Below are 18,585 nucleotides of genomic sequence, written 5' to 3'. Positions count from 1 at the left end.
TTAGAGTTTTTATATATCTTTATTTTTTTAAAACAAACAAATGTCTTCTCAAGAACGATTAACAAAAGCCTATAAAGAAGCTGAAAGGATTCCTTTTGACGACCAATCCAAATTCATTCTTTTTAGTGACTGTCACAGAAGCGATAACAGTTTTGCGGATGACTTTGCAAGCAATCGAAACGTATACTTTCATGCAATGACTCAATATTACAATGATGGTTTTTCATATTGTGAATTGGGTGACGGAGATGAATTATGGGAGAATATTTTTTTTAAAACCATCTTTGAAGCGCACAAAAACGTTTATCTTTTACTAAAGAAGTTCCATGATTCAAATAGATATCATAAAATTTGGGGAAATCATGAAATGACTTTTCGGGATAAAGATCATGTAGCAAAAACACTTACAACCTATACAAATACACAGAACGACAGAATTGAACCTTTATTTACCGGCATAAAATGCCATGAAGCTATTGTTTTAGTTCATCAGGAAACTAAGCAGGAACTATTTTTGACTCATGGACATCAAGCTGATTTCATGAATTATGTGGGTTGGAAAATCAACAGATTTATGGTACGTCTATTATGGAAACCGCTCCAAATTTGGGGAATATCAGATCCTACAAGTCCCGCCAAAAATTATGTGGAACGAATAAAAATCGAACTCCGAATTAAAAAATGGATTGAAAACAATAATCGTAAAATAACCATTGTAGGACATACGCATCGTCCCAGTTTTTCCTATCCAAGTCAGAACACCACGCCTTATTTCAATGATGGGAGCTGCGTACATCCAAGAAGTATTACTGGTATCGAGATCGTAAACGGAACAATCACATTGATAAAATGGTCCATTGACACGAAAGAAAATGGCATCCTTCAAGTTGTTAGGGAAGTCCTTGAAGGCCCAACAAATCTTAAGGATTATAAATAAAAAAAAGCGTTTGCTAAGAACAAACGCTTGATCATTAATTTTCCGGAGCCAACTCCAGTTCTAATCCTTCGAGACTTTCGGTGATTGGTATTTACAAACTAAATTCTCTATTTTGATTTCCATATGAATCCATCCAAAATATAATGGGTAAACTGCGGTATGGTAAACAAAGGAACAAGGAATACTTGCCAATTTGAAAAATCAGAATTGTTCCATGAAAATTGTTCATTCCAAACAAATACCTCCCAAACATACTCTTCAAAAAAAGCAATCATCAATAAAAATGCTATAAAGACAAAAAAACCTCTGACTCCTTTTACATAATTTAAAATTCCTAAATCACGTTCCGATTTCTTATCTATTTCATTAAGATAAATCAACGCTATATATGGTATACCGTGAGAAACTACATTAAGTAAAGTAAAAACTAAATCACTATTAAAATATACAATACCAAAATACCATGACAAAAAAGTACCTGTAATAATTGTATTTTTAGGAATATTAAAATACCTTTCCTTAATACTTTTATAAATTGTTCTTACAATATAAAAGATTACAATCAGTCCATAAATCCAGCCCAGAATCCCTAGTAATAATTGATTTTCAAATCGAATAAAATCTTTTTCAGTAAACCAATTGTATGCTCGAGGTGAAGAAAAAAACCAATACAACATTGGGTAAACTGTAGCCGAATAAATAATTAAATTATCAATAGCAACACTGCAATTTGTTTTAACTTCTTTTCTAGAATAAAGACGCATAAAACCATATTGCTGTCTTATAAAATGAAAAACAGCTATGTATGCCAAAACTGACCAAAAAACAACACTACCTAAACTGAAAAGAATTATCCCGACAACAAAACAAACTATCGGCAGTACAATGAGTAATTTACTTCTTTTTTTAAACTCTTCACGAACGAAATAGGTTTTAAATAATGTAGCATAAACATGTGCTACATCTATAAAAACGATTAAAAAAAGCCAGGTATAAAAAGAATATTTAGCCTCAATAACGTTCAATTTATCATGAAACAAAAATACAACAGCAGTAACAAAAAACGAAGGTGCTAAAATAAAAAAACCATCTGTTTTTGCTTTATCAATCCAAGGTTGAGCCATCTATTATTTGATTTACAATATTAATACCTTGATGAAATGCTTCTTCAAAAATTGAAATTCCAGACAAATCTGAATGTGCAAAGAAAATTTTGCCTTCAATATTTTGTGATGCTTCTTTCTTATGTTTTCCAAAAATAAAACCAGGGACAGGACTAATCATTCCGTGTCCTAAAAGATGAATATTTATTTCTTCTGTAACACTTTCAATATTGGGATGTGCAATTTTTAAATCATCAAAGACTAATTGTTTCCAATATGTACTTTTCTTTTGATACAAATCCTTTCTGCTTTTCTTTACATCTGAAGATGAAAAACTATAATAGTATGTAATTACTTTTTTGGACTGTACTTGTTGCAAGGATTGGTGTTGGTCATAAATATAACCTAACCCATTTGCACCATATATCACATTATCCCAACACAAAGGATAGTTACCATTATCCGCCAAATCAGAAACAACCAAAGTTGCCAAAAGCCATGGAGCGTAATGAAAATTTTGAGTCATGATTTTTCTGTTTCTAATTAAATATTGATTCACAAATTGCGGCGTAGCCATAATCACTCTATCAGCAATTATTTCTATTGTTAATTTTTTATCCGCGTCAAAAACAGTGGCTACAACTTTTCCATCTATACTTTTTACTTCATAAACTAAATGATTTTTCAGCGTTTTATTTTCAGCATATTTTTGCAAATGATGGGCTAATCTGGCATTACCTTCCGGCCACGTAAGTACATTATCCTTATTGTCTTGTGTGCTATCTTGCTTTCTTGCTGCGAAATAATGAATTCCTGCCCAAGCAGAAACGTAACTAATTCCCAACCCAAAATCATCCCTACAGCAATAATCTATGTAATCGAATAGTGGCTTCGAATTGAATCCTTCCTCCTCGAACCATTGTTGCATTGTAATTGTATCAAAAGCTCGGATAGTAGCTTCACTGGAAGATAGTGATAGCGGAATATCAAAAAAATATTTGCCATCTGCACCTTTTCCTGTACGGAAAGTATCCATTTTTAAAAAGAACTTCTTGAATTGAATATCATCTTCTGCAGCGTTTCCAATTTTAGGAATTAATCCTTCTTGCCAATTATTTTTATAAAACAAACGTTCGTCAGGTGCAAACGTAAGTTGTTCCTCATCAAATTTTGGAAATCCTTTTGAATCATATCCTATGATTATTTTCTCTTCTTCAAGAAACTGAAGCAATGCTGCATCTTGTTTATTAGGAAGTGGCAAGTAATGAGCTCCCAATGGAAATTTAGAATATTTATTCTCCCCATTTGAGGAATTTCCTCCCAAATGACTTTCTAATTCTATCAATAAAAAATCATTGATTCCTTTTTTTGAAAATTGACGCGCTGCGCTTAAACCAGAGATTCCTCCACCAACAATTAAGTATGGAATATGGATTTGACTAGAAGGTTTTGGAAAGTTTTTAACCCGCAACCGATGTCCTAAAATATGATTTGTCCCTGACAAACGTATCAATAAAGTAATTACTTTTTCTTGACACGATTGCAAAAATGGAATCACAAGTAAGGAAGTAGCAATACCTTTTAGAAAAAAACGCCTGGAATAACTATAATTTTCCCCACTCTTCATCGAAATAACGTACTAGAATTTGATTGTCCAAACGATTAATTTCAATGTCTTTTGAAATCATATCTTTGGAAAAATAATTGAATTTATCAAACTGGAAATTATAAAAGCGCAATCCTTCAACTTGTCTGTTAACTTTGTTGAAATTAGTTTCGAAACCATTCATTGCGATGGAGAAACCCCATTCACCAAATGACGGAACATAAGCGTGATAGGCATCGACTTGAGGAAAAATATCCATTAAAGTTTTATTAATACACCAAAAAGATTTTGGCGCAAAATAAGGAGAAGTAGTCTGCACCACCACTACTGCATCAGAAGCAAGAATACCTTTTAAAGTACTGTAAAAATTCAAGGAATATAGTTTCCCTAAACTATAATTTGATGGATCCGGAAAATCTATAATTACTACATCAAACTTAGATTTACTGTTTTTAGCCCATATAAAAGCATCCTGATTATAGACTTTTACTTTGGAATTATTAAGAGAGTTATGATTAAAATCGGTTAGAATTTTATTTGTTTTAAACAATTTTGTCATGCCTTCATCTAAATCTACAATGGTAACATTTTTAACTTCTTCATATTTTAATATCTCACGAACTGCCAATCCATCGCCTCCACCAAGAACTAATACATTATCTACTTGCTTTGCCATTGACATGGCAGGATGTACTAATGCCTCATGGTAACGGTATTCATCTGTGGAACTGAACTGAAGATTATTATTCAAATACAACCGATAATCACTTTTGTTGTGTGTCAAAACAATGCGTTGATATTGAGTCGAATTTGAATAAATAATATTTTCACCATACATTTTTCCTTCTGAATACGACAAAATAGTATTTGAAAACAAGTAAACAACAAATAACAAAACAAAAGACGCAATTGCTTTTGCTCTAAGCAAATAGACTTTTTTGAGTTCTGATTTTAACAGGAAACACAAAGCAATAGCAATACTAATATTAATCATCCCAAAGAACAATGATGTTCCCATGATTCCTAATTGAGGAACTAAAACAAGCGGAAATAATATGGATGCTAATAATGCTCCAATATAATCGAAGGTAAACACATTAGATACCAAATCTCTGAATTCGACTTTATCTTTCAGGATATTCATTAACAAGGGGATTTCCAGTCCTACCAAACAACCAGTCACAAAAACCAACAGGTAAAGGATAAACTGAAAGGAATACACGCTTTCAAACAACATGAAAAGCACTACAGAACTCAATCCTCCTATTAAACCAACCAGAATCTCAATTTCAACAAAAGTGTTGAGCATATTCTTTGTGAGAAATTTTGAGAAATAAGAACCCACACCCATCGAAAAGAGGTATACTCCAATGATAAATGAAAATTGTTTTACAGAATCTCCAAGAAGATAACTTGCTAAAGTACCCGCTACTAATTCATAGACTAATCCACAAGTTGCAATAGTAAATACAGCGAAAAGAAGTAAATATTCAAATTTTAAAAACTTCTTACCCATGAATAGCTGCGCTAATAATCATTGAAATCCCAATAATAAAGGCTCCAAAAACAATGGCTACAGCAATATTATTTTTCTGTGTCACTTCTTTCCAAGTGTTTTCTGGAGTCAATTTTTCAATAATAAAATAAGCAATCAATAATATAATGATTCCTAAAAGAGAAAAAATAATAGAATTGAAAATTGGTTTTAATGTAAGAATATCCATGATTAGGTAGTTTTAAATTGTTATTTATGATAAAAAGTATTTATTGGTCTTCGACCCAAAGTTTGACCGGAACTGTATTTTTCAGTAGTTTCACAATCACAGATTCTATTTCCTGAATATGTGAAAAACAAATATGCCGAATAAACAAACAATCCTATCGCAATTGAAAACACATTATTTTTCAAAAATTTTAATGCTTCATCCATAGTTTTAATTATAAGGAGAATGATCTGAATCTTCCCATCTTTTTTGTTCAAAATTGACATTTAGATAGTAGAGAGCAACTAGTAGAACTGCCATGAAAATTATGGTTAACCAACGATTTCTGCCTGAAGGCTGATCCCATACTGCTTTTATTGTCAAAGAATTATTTTGTAAATCCTCAGGAGCTTTTTGTGGTGTAATAACCAAATGGTATTTTCCGGCTGCAACGCCACAGATATTAAACTCCTCCGAAGAATTTCCCTCACTCCAGCTTTCGCCATCCGTATATCCATGATAATACTCGATATCTTTACTGGCGTAAACCGCATCATTTGTTTTTTCATTTAATAATGCAACCTGCACATTTGCCCAAGAATTATCCACTCCTGAATTAACCGCAATTGTCATAGGTGCAGAACCTCCTTCTAATATAAATGAGGGACTCACAATCTCTTTATTATTAAAAGCATCAACAGTCAGATCTTTATAAAATACCTGTTTCTCTACTTTATCTTTATAAATGAACCAGTGAGATAACAGAATCAAAATAGAAAATATACAAAAAATAATAGCAGTATTCGTTACATTTAAGAAAAAGGGTTGTACTAATCCTGTTCCTACTTTTGATGGTAATGTAAAAAACGGAAAACCTTTTCGAATTTCCTTTGTAGTTATATGTTCTCCAAAATAAGTCGTCTCTGTATCTCCATCTTTTTCAATAGAGATCATATTTGGTACACTAATATATTCTGTTGAGTGTGTCTTTTTCTTTGGTAGTGCAAAATCAAAGAAACCCTGAGCAGAAACAATTTCAACATCAGTATAATCATACAAATTCATCACAACTCCTTCGTAAGTTAGAAATTTAGGATGATTCGAAACATCAAATTTATCTTCTATTTCTTTTAAAAAAATCCAATGCCCATCTGACTCAGACAGAAACACAAACTTGTTCAATTTATCAGTCAGAACATATTCATTCCAATAATAAGCTCCATACACTTTCTTTGTAAGAATTCCAGTTACAATATATTCAATCCCTTTAAGAATTCCTTTTTGACCAATTTGCAAACCAACATGCGGAATTTTGTGATTGAATGCTCTTTCACGGCGTAATTCTTTGCTTGCGTCTGAGATATAAACACTCTGGCAGTTAGGGCAAACAAAATTTTTGACCTCAAAACCAATATCTATAGTAGTAACCGTATTACATTGATAACAAGAAACATCCATACCTATCTGTTTATCTCAAAATCTTTAATTATGACTGCATCAAAATAATCCATATACGCTTGTGTTACAGCTTTGACCTTTGCTGAATTATCTTGTAAATAATTACATAAATAAACATCTAATGTAAGCTGATTGAATTCCGGCCAAGTGTGAATACAAATATGTGATTCTTTTAGGCAAACAGCAATAGTAAAACTGTCATTATCAAAATCATGCACTATTATACCTACTTGCTCTAATCCGTATTTATCTAAAATTTGATTAGTAACAGCAATGTATTCTTTGCTATCAGTGAGTTTTTCAATAGAATCAACCTGAAGAGTAACTAGTTTATGTAAACCAGGGGAGTAAGAATTTGAATTCATTTAAAAACGTCAATTGATTTGCTTAATACTACAATGCGAATATATAGCATTTATATTACAAAAAAAATCCCTATTAAGGGATTTTTTTTTTAATTTTCCGGAGCCAACTCCAGTTCTAATCCTTCGAGACTTTCGGTGATTGGTATTTGACAACCCAAACGACTGTTTGACTTTACGTAGAATGCTTCGGACAGCATCGCTTCTTCATCATCGCCCATTTCTGGTAAGGGCACATCATTTAGCACATAACATTGACAAGAAGCACACATGGCCATTCCGCCACAAGTTCCTTCTACAGGAAGCTCATAGGCTTTGCATAATTCCATGATGTTCATGGCCATATCTGTGGGAGCTTGTAATTCATGCACCACTCCTTCTCTATCTTTAATTTTTATTAATACATCCATAAATCAATTATGAGTTATACGTTATATGTTGTGGGTTTGCAAATTTGCGTGAGTGATAGCAGCTGGCTACCGAAGTAGCGCGGATAGCCCGACCGTTTTAAGAAAAAAGGCTAATACTCGTTATGTTGAGGAGCCTTTTTTCTTAAAAGGGGCACGCACTAATCATTTACAGGATATTTACAACAGTTTCTATTTGTGGTGCAAACTTTTTGATGGTCGTTTCCACTCCAGCTCTAAGTGTCATTTGGTTGACGCTACAACTGGTGCATGCTCCCTCTAGACGTACTTTTACATGTTTGTCATCCTCGATGGAAATCAATGTGATGTCACCGCCGTCAGAATTCAAAAAGGGTCTGATTTCTTCTAGTGCTTTTTGAACTTCTACAAATAATTCTTCTGTTGTCATTTTCTTTATTTAAAGATTGAAAGATTAGAAAATTGAAAGATTAAAAATCATTTCAAACATTCTAATTTCTATTTTTTTACTGCTGAACAACCGGCCATAGTTGTGATTTTAACCGCCTCAGTCGCAGGTAAATTTTCATTTCTATTTACGGTTTCTTGCACTACATTTCTAGTGATTTGTTCGAAAACGGTTTCAATAACGGAACCGGTTTGCATTGCTGCCGGACGACCGTAATCACCCGCTTCACGAATGGATTGTACGATAGGCACTTCGCCAAGGAATGGCACGCCTAAGTCTTCTGAAAGATTTCTAGCTCCTTCTTTACCAAAAATATAGTATTTATTTTCTGGTAATTCTTCTGGTGTGAAATACGCCATGTTTTCTATAATTCCCAATACAGGAACATTTATAGCTTCAGACATGAACATCGAAACTCCTTTTTTGGCATCTGCCAAAGCTACTGCTTGTGGCGTACTTACGATGACAACACCTGTAATAGGCAATGATTGAACGATTGAAAGGTGAATGTCTCCTGTTCCCGGAGGCAAATCAACTAACATGAAGTCCAATTCTCCCCAGTCAGCATCAAAAATCATTTGGTTCAAAGCTTTAGAAGCCATTGGTCCTCTCCAGATTACCGCTTGACTTGGAGCTGTAAAAAATCCGATTGAAAGAATTTTTACTTCGTAACTTTCAACCGGTTTCATTTTTGATTTTCCATCAACGGTTACCGAAATTGGTTTTTCACTTTCTACGTCGAACATGATTGGCATCGATGGTCCGTAAATATCCGCATCAAGAATTCCTACTGAGAAACCCATTTTAGCCAATGATACCGCTAGATTTGCTGTAACAGTAGATTTTCCTACTCCACCTTTACCAGAGGCTACACCAATAATATTTTTGATTCCCGGTATTGATTTTCCTTTGATTTCCGGTTTGTCCGGAACCTCAACTTTACTATTAATTTTGATTTTAGCATCCGGAGATACTAATTCGAGAATTGTTTTTTTGATATCGTCTTCGGCACGTTTTTTTATGTGCATCGCCGGTGTGTGCAATACTAAATCAACTACAACCTCATCGCCAAAAGTTATCACATTTGCTATTGCGCCACTTTCCACCATGTTTTTTCCTTCTCCAGCTATAGTAATCGTTTCTAAAGCTTTAAGAATATCTTTTCTATCTAATTTCATTTTTAGTTTATTGTTTTCTGTCGGCATTTCATGCCAAAATATTATCTTTATTTAAACTGATTTCAGATTACAAAGATACTATGAAAAGTTCTTATTATAAAGGATTTGTATCGCATTTATTGATGTGAGGATTGACGGCAATTATCAGAGAAATATCGTTTTTTAATCTCAAAAAATCTCGCGTTTTGAATTTTCAGCTTTACACCACCCTAACTTCCGGTTGCCAAAAATGTTTCTCGAAATCTAAAATTTGGTTATCCACCACAACAATTCCTTCGTTTTCCAATAATTGCTGCATCAAATTTGTTCCGTCAAAATGTAATTTACCGGTAAGCAAACCCTTTCTATTCACCACGCGATGCGCCGGAACATCTTCCAGATTATGAGAGGCATTCATTGCCCAACCTACCATTCGAGCAGAACGAGCTGTTCCTAAAGCCTTTGCAATAGCGCCATAAGAAGTTACTTTTCCGTACGGAATTTGTCTGACTATGAAATATACTCTCTCGAAAAAATTGTCGTTTGACATGATGCTGAATCTAATAAAAAGTCTGTTTATTGTTCTTTAGCGGTAAAAAATTATCGCAGATAATACCGTATAATATTGATTAAGGTGATCAAGGATATCAATCCGGTAATGCTTCCTATGATGGTATTCATATTGCGCATCAGATAATCCGTTTTGTCTTGAATTTTTTGAAAGAAAGTGATGTAACAATAAAACACAAAAAAAGATCCTAAAACCACACCTGTTACAAAGGTAAAAACATTGGTCGTATCAAAATAAAACAAATTGTATGACGCCAATGTAACGCTTACAAAAACATAATAAGGGATAGGGAAAAAATTAAGTGCAGAGAGCAACATCCCAAGAAAAAAACGAGTGGAAGTACTCTTTTTTTTCATTTTACCTTTTTTCTTTTTTGGCTTTTTAGCAATCAGTAAGAAATAGATTGTCAATGCTGCAAAAATCCCAAAACCAACTTCGCGCAGCAAAACTATAACATCCGGACGCTCTTTTATAAATTGTGCAAAAAATATAGCAAGTGCCGCCTGAAAGAAAATTATAATTACTGCACCTAAAACAAACCAGTACGCACTTCTTTTTCCTTCCTTGAGATTCACTTTAGCGGCTGTCATATTGATTAACCCCGGAGGCGTAATCCCTACAAAGGCCGTAACGAAACCCAAAAGCAAAGAAGTGATTAAATTCATAGGCAAGGTGCAAGATTAAAAAAAGAAATCTGTTTCAAATATAAAACTATTCTTTGATTTTGAATCGAATATAGGTAATTGCTTTGTTAATTTCTAAATATTGTTTTTCATAGAATGTCTGAAAAGCAGTTACTTCCTCCGGACTTCCTTCATTTACATACACATTATGATTGGCATACAAAACCTCATGCCCTTCTCCATGCAACAACCCTAAAGTATACCCATGCATGAACTCACTGTCGGTTTTTAAGTTTACCACACCGTCTTTTTTGAGGATTTTTTTATACAATTGCAAAAACTCTGAATTTGTCATTCGGTGTTTTGTTCGTTTGTATTTTATTTGTGGATCCGGAAAAGTTATCCAGATTTCATCTACTTCGTTTTCAGCAAAAATATGGTTAATCAATTCAATTTGGGTTCTGATAAAAGCCACATTATACATTCCGGTTTCAACCGCTGTTTTAGCTCCACGCCAAAAACGAGCACCTTTGATATCGATTCCCACAAAATTTTTATTTGGATATCGTTCCGCAAGCCCAACAGAATATTCCCCTTTTCCACAGCCTAATTCCAGCACCAATGGATTTTCATTTTTAAAGAATTCTGAGTTCCATTTCCCTTTCAAAGGAAATAAATCGCCTACAACTTCTTCTCTTGTTGGTTGAAAAACATTGTTGAATGTCTCGTTTTCTTTGAACCGCTTTAATTTATTTTTGCTTCCCACTTTTTTAGAATATTTCGGCAAAATTAAGGAAATATATAAGACCGAATGCCGAAGCGGTAAAAAAATGAAAAAACGTTTTCAAAATCGCTATTTGTAAGCTACTTTTTTATGCAGTTCTTCAAAAAATAACAGCCAAAGTAATGACTTTTGTACTATTTCCATTCTTAACATTCCTGTTAATGCGCTTTTCGCACACAAAATATTACTGTACCTTTATACAAATAAACTTGCTATGAAAAACTTCGTTTTATCTATTGCAGTACTATTATTCAATTTTTCAATTGCTTCTGCTTACCGTCCAAATTCCAAAACGGTTACCAACACTTCTTTTGCTCAATCAATGCTGAAATACAAACCAGAAAGAAATTTCGTCAAAATTGACAGTACAGTTATTTCCAGATTTTTCAAAGCATATCCAAATGTAAAAAAATACAAATCAGATGTTATTGCTTTGTACAAAAAAAGAAATTACAGTTCCATTTGGTTTGACAACCAAGGAATTATTGAGTTTGCCAATTTATTATATTCCAAAGTAAATCAGCTGCAGGACGATGGGTTAAAGTCCCGATTCGCTTATAAAGAAAAAGCCGACCTGATTTTTAATAAAAACCCGCAAAGCAACCTCACGACTACCGAAACGGAACTTTTACTATCCGCAATGTATATTTTTTATGCAAAAAAAGTATACAAGGGAATTGACCTTGAAAAAATCAGAGAGATTGGATGGTTTTTACCCACAAAAAACCTTTCGTACGCGAGCCTGCTCCAAACTTTGTTAGCAGATCCTCAATTATTAGATAAAAATGAGGAACAGCTCTTTAGTCAATATTACAAACTGAGAACTGTTTTAAAAAAATACCGACAAATAGAGCAAAATGGCGAATGGAATTTGATCATTGCCGATTCTTCAAGGAGAGAATACAAGCCGGGTGACAACTCAGCAACCATTAGTCAAATCAGACAAAGACTCGCCGTAACCGGAGATTTACAACACGATTCCAAAAGCACCTTGTACGATGCCGAATTAATGACCGGAATCCTGAACTTCAAGAAAAGAAATGGTTACAAAATAGATCCTATTATTACTTTGAGTCACATTCAGCGGATGAATATTCCCATTGAAAATTATATCAAAACCATTATGGTCAATATGGAACGCTGTCGTTGGATTGCTCCAGAGTTGACAAAAGCGGACGAATACATCATAATAAATATTCCTTCTTTTAAACTAATTTATAAAAGAAACGGCAAAACTGAACTAGAATCAAATGTATTTGTAGGCGGAACTATGAATGAAACCGTAATTTTTAGTAGTAATATCAGCCATCTAATATTTAGTCCGTACTGGAATATCCCAACGAGTATCGTTCAAAGCGAAATAAAAACAGCTATGGATCGTGACCAAAACTATTTGGCTGATAATGATATGGAATGGAACAAAGGAAGAGTAAGACAGAAACCCGGTCCAAAAAATCCCTTGGGGAAAGTCAAATTCATTTTTCCAAGTGCTTCCGATATTTATTTACACGATTCGCCTGCTAAAAGCTTATTTGAATCTGAATATAGAGCATACAGTCACGGATGCATTAACGTGAATAAAGCACAGGAATTAGCATACTTAATTTTAAAAAACAATCCGGATTGGCCCGCAGAACGCATTAAGAAAGCCATGGACAGCGGAAAAGAAACTACTTGTATCCTGAAAAATAAAATTCCTGTTCACATTGGATATTTTACCACATGGGTCAATGATTCCGGTGAAATCAGTTTTTTTAACGACATCTATTTAAGGGATGATCGTCTGGCCGAAATTCTTTTTTCTGACGACTCCAAATAAAACAACTACAGTTAAATTTTCAATTTGATTTATTTAATCAGTTGGATAGAATTCTATTTTTTATTTCAACTTGCTAACAATCAAATAAATACATAGGCGTAACTTTTTTTTAATTATATTTGATATTCTAAAAAACCACCCTATGAAATCAAAACCATATCCAATGAAAACCCAACTTGTGTTGGCATCCTCCATTTTATTGCTAGCTGCTTTTACCACATTTGAAAAAACAGACAAAACAATTTCCGGAATTAATAAAAACAATATGGACACATCCGTTCGACCAGGCGATAATTTTGATGCCTATGTTAACGGTGCTTGGCTGAAAAAAACTAAAATACCGGATGACAAAGCCTCATATGGTGTTGGCTATATGGTCCATGAAAAAGCACAAGAAGACGTAAAAGCCATTATCGAAGCGTCCTCCAAAGGTGATTTTGCAACAGGTTCTGATGAGCAAAAAATTGGGGACTTTTATGACGCCTTCATGGATACTAAAATGAGGGATCAAAAAGGAATTGCACCGTTACTTACTGAATACAAAAAAATTGATGCTATTACCAATTACACGGATTTAGCGGCTTATTTTGGATATGCAAATACCTCCGGAAGCAATATCCCTTTTTCAGTTTCGGTGATGGAGGATTTAAAAGATCCAACCCAGTACATGCTTATTTCCTGGCAAGGCGGTTTAGGATTACCCGACAGAGAATATTATGCTCTTGAAGATGCCAAATCAAAGGAAATCCAAAAGAAATATGTAACCCATATCGCGAAGATGCTAGAAATCGGCGGAGTAGCGAATGGGCCAGATCTCGCCAAAAAAATCATGGCATTAGAAACGGTTTTAGCCGCTCAGCATATGAAAAAAGAACAAACCCGTGACATTGTAAAACTGTACAATAAATATAAGATTACCGATTTAAAACAACTCATGCCTGATTTTAATTGGGACAGTATGCTAAAAAATGCTGGAATTCTCAATCAAAAAAACATTGTCATTGCGCAAATTGATTATCTAAAAGCGCTCAACGGAATCATAAAAACAACTCCTTTAACCACATGGAAAGCGTATCTGAAATGGAATACAATTCACGGAGCGGCAACATCATTAAACACCGCTTTAGACAAGGAAAATTTTGACTTCTATGGCAAAACACTTTATGGAATCCAAGCACAACAACCAATGTGGCGAAGAGGCGTTGATAGAGTAAACGGTAGCCTTGGTGAAATCGTTGGAAAGGTTTATGTAAAAAAGCATTTTTCCCCTGAGGCCAAAGAGCAAGTAACTTTACTAGTTAAAAACTTGCTTAAAGCGTATGGCGAAAGCATAAAAAATCTGGACTGGATGAGTCCGGAAACTAAAAAGCAAGCCTTAGACAAACTCTCGAAATTCACTCCAAAAATTGGTTATCCAGACCAGTGGAGAGATTACGCTGCCTTAAAAGTTGTTCCTGGAGATTTGTACGGAAACCAACAAAAAGCCACCACTTTTGAGTACAACAGACAAATTAATAAATTAGGAAAACCAGTTGACAGAACCGAATGGGGAATGACTCCACAAACCGTAAACGCCTATTACAACCCACCGCTTAATGAAATCGTATTTCCTGCAGCCATATTACAGCCTCCTTTCTTTGATTTAAAAGTAGAAAATGCAGCAAATTACGGTGGTATTGGAGCTGTAATCGGTCACGAAATAGGTCATGGCTTTGATGACCAGGGAAGCACCTTTGATGGTGACGGAGTTCTTAGAAATTGGTGGACGCCAGGTGATTTAGCAGCTTTCAAACAAAAAACGGGCGCATTAGTAGCTCAATACAATGATTTCAAAGTATTTCCAGATCTAAATGTAAATGGTGAATTTACTCAAGGCGAAAATATTGGTGATTTAGGCGGATTATCCATTGCAATAAAAGCGTACAAAATGAGTTTAGAAGGAAAAGCATCCCCGGTTTTAGAGGGATTTTCAGGCGAGCAGCGCGTATTATTGGGCTGGGCGCAATGCTGGTTGAATAAATCTCGTGAGGAAGCGTTACGAAATCAAATCGCAACCGATCCACATTCCCCGGCGAGATTCAGAATTAATGGTGTCGTGAGAAATATTCCTGAATTTTATACCGCTTTCAATATAAAACCCACAGATTCCTTGTATTTAGCTCCAGAAAAAAGAGTCAAAATCTGGTAATTATCATTTTATTTTAAAAAACCTCTGCTAAAAACAGAGGTTTTTCTATGCAAAAAAGTCCAAACCTAAAACATTACTTCCAGAATATTATTGTTTAGACTTCAATGTTTTTATCATCGAATCTTCCAAGGCGGATTTGACTTTTATAACTTCATTCGAGTTATCGTTGGGAATTGTCATCGATAGAACATAGTGTTGAATTTTCCACTGGTTCCCTATTTTCACCAAAACTCCAGAACCACGACAAATTTTCATTTGGGTATCCAGCAATTCATCAAACCAAGCTGTTTTTCCGGTTTTATCAAAAAAGACATGTCGTTCCAGAGCCGTAAAATTCCACGCTTTCCCTTTGTCAAAATGTGGTTTTGCATAGGCTTGAAAAGCTGTCTTATCCCAATTTTCTGTTGCATCGGTACCAATGAAGACAGCATCATCAGTCATTAAACTGAAATAGTCGTTGTAGTTAGCTTGCGCTGCGGCTTTGTGCCAAGCATCGAGTGTTTCATTTACGTTTGCTTTCGAAAGTGTCTGTTGGTCCATGCTGCTTTTGCATCCGGACAAACAAAAAACGATAAGAACTGCCAGTAGTTTTTTCATACAATTAGAGTTTTTCATGATCTTTATTCCATCTTATTTTTATTTTTCCATCGACATCAACGGCCAATAAATGCAGCACAATTCCTTTCGTACGCTTTTCGGCTTTTTCCGCTTCATCGGTGATAAGTTCATCGTTTTTTGGATTTCTCAACGGAATAGTCATCGCTAAATTTGTACCTCTATTGAACGAATAAACGCCATTTACGTCTAAATTCAATACATTGGAACTCACTTTCAAATCATTTACATTTACTAAATCTCCATTAATTTTAAAATTTCCTGACAAATCACTAAAAACGATATGGTTCACATTTCTAAAAGGAAAAGCGAACTTACCTATGTTTGTAATAGGTTTAAAATCGATTAAAGCGCCTTGAGCCACCTTAAATTTAGCAGCACCGGAAAGAGAGTTCGTTTTTAATTCTCCGCCGGAAAGTAGTTTTCCTTTAAGCGCTGCCGAAGCTGTTAAAAATCCCTCTATATTTTTAGGTTCAAAAGATTGAATACCAAAATTATTTAAGCCGGCAAGGAATCGGCCAATGTTCACGCGGTTGATTTTCGCATTAGATTCGAGCAGAAAATCATCTCCATCAGGAACTAATTCCCCATCAAAAGCAATGTTTCCGCCAACGCTTTGAACCCAGCCATTTTTGACAATTAATTTATTGTTAAGCAACAAAATCGTTGCTTTTGCATTCGTCGCCTCGAGTTTACTGTAGACTATTTTGTCCGCTTTAACATTTAACGCCATTTGGCTCATTTCAATCACGGAATACAATTCGTCTGAAAAATCATCTTTTTTATCCTTGGTTTTTGGAGCTTTTTTACCGGTACTTGTAAAAACACCTATAAACTGTTTCACGTCCAAAAAGGGAGCATAAATATCCCAGTTTACCACCATTTTTTCTGGATTCTCGTAATACAATGTCAGGAAATTGTCAATTTTGCCTTCCATAAAAACCATGTTCCTACGGTCTTTAAAATTAATTTTTTTGATTAATAATGCTTGCTCCGTAAAATCAAGCTGAATATCTGTTTTCACAAAAGTCAAATTCCGTGGACCATAATTTACAGTTGCATTTTTAACAGCTACACTTCCAGTGAACAACGGTTTTTGTATTTTTAAATTCACTACATCAAATTTGAAATCCAAATTCACTTTGGCTTGACCGTCAGAAAAATGCATCAAATCCTCATTGACTATCTCATTTAATCTGGAAACGGGAAAGTCAGATTTAAAACTTCCTGCCGCAGTGGTTTTTTCAAAATTGGAAATAATCCCGATTGGAATTGCAAATGGAATAGTTTTGTATTTCCCAGAAAAATCCGTTAAAGTTATGGTCGAGTTAATATCGTTACAGCCTGCTCCTTTTTTATATTGGTTGGTGAATGTAGCGCCAAAGCTGCAGTCCGTAATGATTCCGTCCGGTATTTTGAGTTCATTATTTTTAATTTTTGTCGTCACCACAATTTCAGGATCGCCAGTGACATTCATATCGCCAATAATCGTGCAACCCACGTCAATCGGTTTTTTTAAATCAAACTGATTTATTTTAGTACTGATATTAGCGCTCAATAAAGCGGAAGCATCACGCCACAAAATCGTAGTTTTTATGGCAATATCAAAAGGAGACTTGTTTTTATCCAAACTAAAATGAGCGTTGATATCAAAAAACTCTTCCCCAATTCCGAAATTCTCCGTGGCAACACTAATTTGGTTTTTGGGTTCAGAGAAATCAACTTTCAAAACCCCTTCTACCATTCTATTTTGAATAAAACTTCCTCTTTTAGTATTGAAAGCCATACTTTTGGCAAGCGTTTTCAAATATAAATTCGTGTGCCAATTCTCGTTATCATGATCTATCTGGCTTCGCAGTGCCACGATATTAAAATCAAATAATTTATGTCCCATTTGATTTTCGGAAATAAAATGTACTTGGTCTAAAACGACTTCTTTTACTTTAGAATCGGTGGAGCTTTTTGATTTTTTGCTTTTTGGCTTAGGTCTAAAAATATTCGTATTTACAATTCCATTTTTTCCTTTGAACAAATGCAAAGTGGCCTGCTGGATTTCTATTTTATCGATGTTTATCTCATTAGAAAGCAATCCCAAAACATTGACGCGCACCTCAATTTGTTCCGCTTTGAGTAGCGTTCGCTTGTGTAAAGCCCACAAACTGTCTTTTAATTCTACTTGACTTAACGCCAAAGTCATATTGGGGAAACCCTTAAAAAACTTATAATTAATGTCACCAATAACAATTGTACCCGTAATATTTTCGTTAATTTTCGCATTGATTTGCGTGACAATTTCCTCTTTATTATTCTTAAAATAAACCGATAAAACCGCTGACGCTATCACCAAAAAAGCCACAATTCCCAGAAATAAAAAACCAATTCTTTTGATTATTTTTCGAAAATTTATAGTTTGAAAATAAGACTTTGTGCGCTGCAAATATTGATTCATACGTATTCCTTTACTATTTTAAATAAAGGTAGCTAAAAACATTCGGTTTAGGAATTAATAATCCAAAAACGGATTTCACACCCCTTTTGAACTGCTGGAATGCCATTTTGATTTTTGGGATTTCAGGTTGTTAAACGGCATTTTTAAAACAAAATTCTATCAATTCCCAATCGTTTTTTAAGAGCTATAACGTTCCATTTCTTAAGTTTTTCACTTGACTAAAACCACCTGAAATAGTATAATTATTGGGTTTTATCATCTGATTTTAGTTTGGTAAAAACCATAACATTATTCGGTTTTTTGTCAATAACGAACTTTATTATTATGCTCTTTCAACAAAATTGAGTTGCAGGAACAATTTTACATATCGCAGAAC

General features: G+C 34.3%; 18 protein-coding genes. 3 read left to right on the top strand and 15 right to left on the bottom strand.

The window, feature by feature from the left end:
* The first annotated feature begins 40 nt into the window (after positions 1 to 40).
* A complete protein-coding gene (locus DR980_RS12190; RefSeq protein ID WP_113636532.1) occupies positions 41 to 937 on the top strand; it encodes a serine/threonine protein phosphatase in 897 nt (298 codons plus the stop codon).
* A gap of 107 nt (positions 938 to 1,044) precedes the next feature.
* Here DR980_RS12190 and DR980_RS12185 read toward each other — a convergent pair whose 3' ends face one another.
* From DR980_RS12185 to trmB, 13 genes are all read right to left on the bottom strand, one after another.
* A complete protein-coding gene (locus tag DR980_RS12185; RefSeq protein WP_113636530.1) occupies positions 1,045 to 2,061 on the bottom strand; it encodes a hypothetical protein in 1,017 nt (338 codons plus the stop codon).
* Positions 2,042 to 3,667 (bottom strand): NAD(P)/FAD-dependent oxidoreductase, encoded by a 1,626-nt coding sequence (locus DR980_RS12180; protein WP_113636528.1) that lies wholly within the window; start codon positions 3,665 to 3,667, stop codon positions 2,042 to 2,044. Before DR980_RS12180 ends, DR980_RS12185 begins: the two co-directional genes overlap by 20 nt.
* Positions 3,645 to 5,162, bottom strand: coding sequence for a polyamine aminopropyltransferase (locus DR980_RS12175; RefSeq protein ID WP_113636526.1), 1,518 nt, complete (start codon positions 5,160 to 5,162; stop codon positions 3,645 to 3,647). The genes DR980_RS12180 and DR980_RS12175 overlap by 23 nt, the downstream gene beginning before the upstream one ends.
* Positions 5,155 to 5,370, bottom strand: coding sequence for a DUF350 domain-containing protein (locus DR980_RS12170; protein WP_113636524.1), 216 nt, complete (start codon positions 5,368 to 5,370; stop codon positions 5,155 to 5,157). The genes DR980_RS12175 and DR980_RS12170 overlap by 8 nt, the downstream gene beginning before the upstream one ends.
* Before the next feature lie 20 nt (positions 5,371 to 5,390).
* On the bottom strand, positions 5,391 to 5,576 hold the full coding sequence (locus tag DR980_RS12165) for a hypothetical protein (protein WP_113636522.1): 186 nt from the start codon (positions 5,574 to 5,576) through the stop codon (positions 5,391 to 5,393).
* 4 nt (positions 5,577 to 5,580) lie between these two features.
* Positions 5,581 to 6,807, bottom strand: a complete 1,227-nt coding sequence (locus DR980_RS12160; protein WP_113636520.1) for a DUF4178 domain-containing protein — start codon at positions 6,805 to 6,807, stop codon at positions 5,581 to 5,583.
* A gap of 2 nt (positions 6,808 to 6,809) precedes the next feature.
* Positions 6,810 to 7,172, bottom strand: coding sequence for an S-adenosylmethionine decarboxylase family protein (locus DR980_RS12155; RefSeq protein ID WP_113636518.1), 363 nt, complete (start codon positions 7,170 to 7,172; stop codon positions 6,810 to 6,812).
* An 89-nt stretch (positions 7,173 to 7,261) separates the two neighbouring features.
* Positions 7,262 to 7,579, bottom strand: coding sequence for a 2Fe-2S iron-sulfur cluster-binding family protein (locus DR980_RS12150; RefSeq protein ID WP_073205174.1), 318 nt, complete (start codon positions 7,577 to 7,579; stop codon positions 7,262 to 7,264).
* Between the two features lie 166 nt (positions 7,580 to 7,745).
* Positions 7,746 to 7,985 carry a NifU family protein gene (locus DR980_RS12145; RefSeq protein WP_113636516.1) on the bottom strand — a complete coding sequence of 80 codons (240 nt, stop codon included), beginning with the start codon at positions 7,983 to 7,985 and terminating at the stop codon, positions 7,746 to 7,748.
* Positions 7,986 to 8,053: 68 nt separating this feature from the next.
* Positions 8,054 to 9,181, bottom strand: a complete 1,128-nt coding sequence (locus tag DR980_RS12140; RefSeq protein ID WP_113636608.1) for an Mrp/NBP35 family ATP-binding protein — start codon at positions 9,179 to 9,181, stop codon at positions 8,054 to 8,056.
* Positions 9,182 to 9,380: 199 nt separating this feature from the next.
* Positions 9,381 to 9,710, bottom strand: a complete 330-nt coding sequence (locus DR980_RS12135) for an MGMT family protein (RefSeq protein ID WP_113636514.1) — start codon at positions 9,708 to 9,710, stop codon at positions 9,381 to 9,383.
* A gap of 50 nt (positions 9,711 to 9,760) precedes the next feature.
* A complete protein-coding gene (locus DR980_RS12130) occupies positions 9,761 to 10,396 on the bottom strand; it encodes a LysE family transporter (RefSeq protein ID WP_113636512.1) in 636 nt (211 codons plus the stop codon).
* 46 nt (positions 10,397 to 10,442) lie between these two features.
* Positions 10,443 to 11,120: a tRNA (guanosine(46)-N7)-methyltransferase TrmB gene (gene trmB, locus DR980_RS12125; RefSeq protein WP_113636606.1), complete on the bottom strand. Its 678-nt coding sequence runs from the start codon at positions 11,118 to 11,120 to the stop codon at positions 10,443 to 10,445.
* A 232-nt stretch (positions 11,121 to 11,352) separates the two neighbouring features.
* On the opposite strand from trmB, the gene DR980_RS12120 reads away from it, so the two are divergent.
* Positions 11,353 to 12,957, top strand: a complete 1,605-nt coding sequence (locus tag DR980_RS12120) for a L,D-transpeptidase family protein (protein WP_113636510.1) — start codon at positions 11,353 to 11,355, stop codon at positions 12,955 to 12,957.
* Between the two features lie 142 nt (positions 12,958 to 13,099).
* Positions 13,100 to 15,145: a M13 family metallopeptidase gene (locus tag DR980_RS12115; RefSeq protein WP_208630806.1), complete on the top strand. Its 2,046-nt coding sequence runs from the start codon at positions 13,100 to 13,102 to the stop codon at positions 15,143 to 15,145.
* Positions 15,146 to 15,232: 87 nt separating this feature from the next.
* Here the strand turns inward: DR980_RS12115 and DR980_RS12110 are convergent, their stop codons facing one another.
* Together DR980_RS12110 and DR980_RS12105 are read right to left on the bottom strand one after the other, a co-directional pair.
* Positions 15,233 to 15,742: a nuclear transport factor 2 family protein gene (locus DR980_RS12110; protein ID WP_113636602.1), complete on the bottom strand. Its 510-nt coding sequence runs from the start codon at positions 15,740 to 15,742 to the stop codon at positions 15,233 to 15,235.
* A 4-nt stretch (positions 15,743 to 15,746) separates the two neighbouring features.
* Positions 15,747 to 18,209 (bottom strand): AsmA family protein, encoded by a 2,463-nt coding sequence (locus DR980_RS12105; RefSeq protein ID WP_113636508.1) that lies wholly within the window; start codon positions 18,207 to 18,209, stop codon positions 15,747 to 15,749.
* Between the last annotated feature and the right edge of the window lie 376 nt (positions 18,210 to 18,585).

The organism is Flavobacterium psychrolimnae, assembly GCF_003312425.1.
Classification (GTDB): Bacteria; Bacteroidota; Bacteroidia; order Flavobacteriales; family Flavobacteriaceae; genus Flavobacterium; species Flavobacterium psychrolimnae.
This window is presented reverse-complemented; position numbering and strand designations above follow the sequence as displayed.

What these genes read in the sequence shown, in the direction of transcription:
- DR980_RS12160 (WP_113636520.1), bottom strand. Translation starts at nt 6,807, where the DNA reads ATGGATGTTTCTTGTTATCAATGTAATACGGTTACTACTATAGATATT.
- DR980_RS12175 (WP_113636526.1), bottom strand. Translation starts at nt 5,162, where the DNA reads ATGGGTAAGAAGTTTTTAAAATTTGAATATTTACTTCTTTTCGCTGTA.
- DR980_RS12150 (WP_073205174.1), bottom strand. Translation starts at nt 7,579, where the DNA reads ATGGATGTATTAATAAAAATTAAAGATAGAGAAGGAGTGGTGCATGAA.
- DR980_RS12145 (WP_113636516.1), bottom strand. Translation starts at nt 7,985, where the DNA reads ATGACAACAGAAGAATTATTTGTAGAAGTTCAAAAAGCACTAGAAGAA.
- DR980_RS12140 (WP_113636608.1), bottom strand. Translation starts at nt 9,181, where the DNA reads ATGAAATTAGATAGAAAAGATATTCTTAAAGCTTTAGAAACGATTACT.
- DR980_RS12115 (WP_208630806.1), top strand. Translation starts at nt 13,100, where the DNA reads ATGAAATCAAAACCATATCCAATGAAAACCCAACTTGTGTTGGCATCC.
- DR980_RS12165 (WP_113636522.1), bottom strand. Translation starts at nt 5,576, where the DNA reads ATGGATGAAGCATTAAAATTTTTGAAAAATAATGTGTTTTCAATTGCG.
- DR980_RS12130 (WP_113636512.1), bottom strand. Translation starts at nt 10,396, where the DNA reads ATGAATTTAATCACTTCTTTGCTTTTGGGTTTCGTTACGGCCTTTGTA.
- DR980_RS12170 (WP_113636524.1), bottom strand. Translation starts at nt 5,370, where the DNA reads ATGGATATTCTTACATTAAAACCAATTTTCAATTCTATTATTTTTTCT.
- DR980_RS12135 (WP_113636514.1), bottom strand. Translation starts at nt 9,710, where the DNA reads ATGTCAAACGACAATTTTTTCGAGAGAGTATATTTCATAGTCAGACAA.
- DR980_RS12105 (WP_113636508.1), bottom strand. Translation starts at nt 18,209, where the DNA reads ATGAATCAATATTTGCAGCGCACAAAGTCTTATTTTCAAACTATAAAT.
- DR980_RS12120 (WP_113636510.1), top strand. Translation starts at nt 11,353, where the DNA reads ATGAAAAACTTCGTTTTATCTATTGCAGTACTATTATTCAATTTTTCA.
- DR980_RS12180 (WP_113636528.1), bottom strand. Translation starts at nt 3,667, where the DNA reads ATGAAGAGTGGGGAAAATTATAGTTATTCCAGGCGTTTTTTTCTAAAA.
- DR980_RS12155 (WP_113636518.1), bottom strand. Translation starts at nt 7,172, where the DNA reads ATGAATTCAAATTCTTACTCCCCTGGTTTACATAAACTAGTTACTCTT.
- DR980_RS12190 (WP_113636532.1), top strand. Translation starts at nt 41, where the DNA reads ATGTCTTCTCAAGAACGATTAACAAAAGCCTATAAAGAAGCTGAAAGG.
- DR980_RS12110 (WP_113636602.1), bottom strand. Translation starts at nt 15,742, where the DNA reads ATGAAAAAACTACTGGCAGTTCTTATCGTTTTTTGTTTGTCCGGATGC.
- DR980_RS12185 (WP_113636530.1), bottom strand. Translation starts at nt 2,061, where the DNA reads ATGGCTCAACCTTGGATTGATAAAGCAAAAACAGATGGTTTTTTTATT.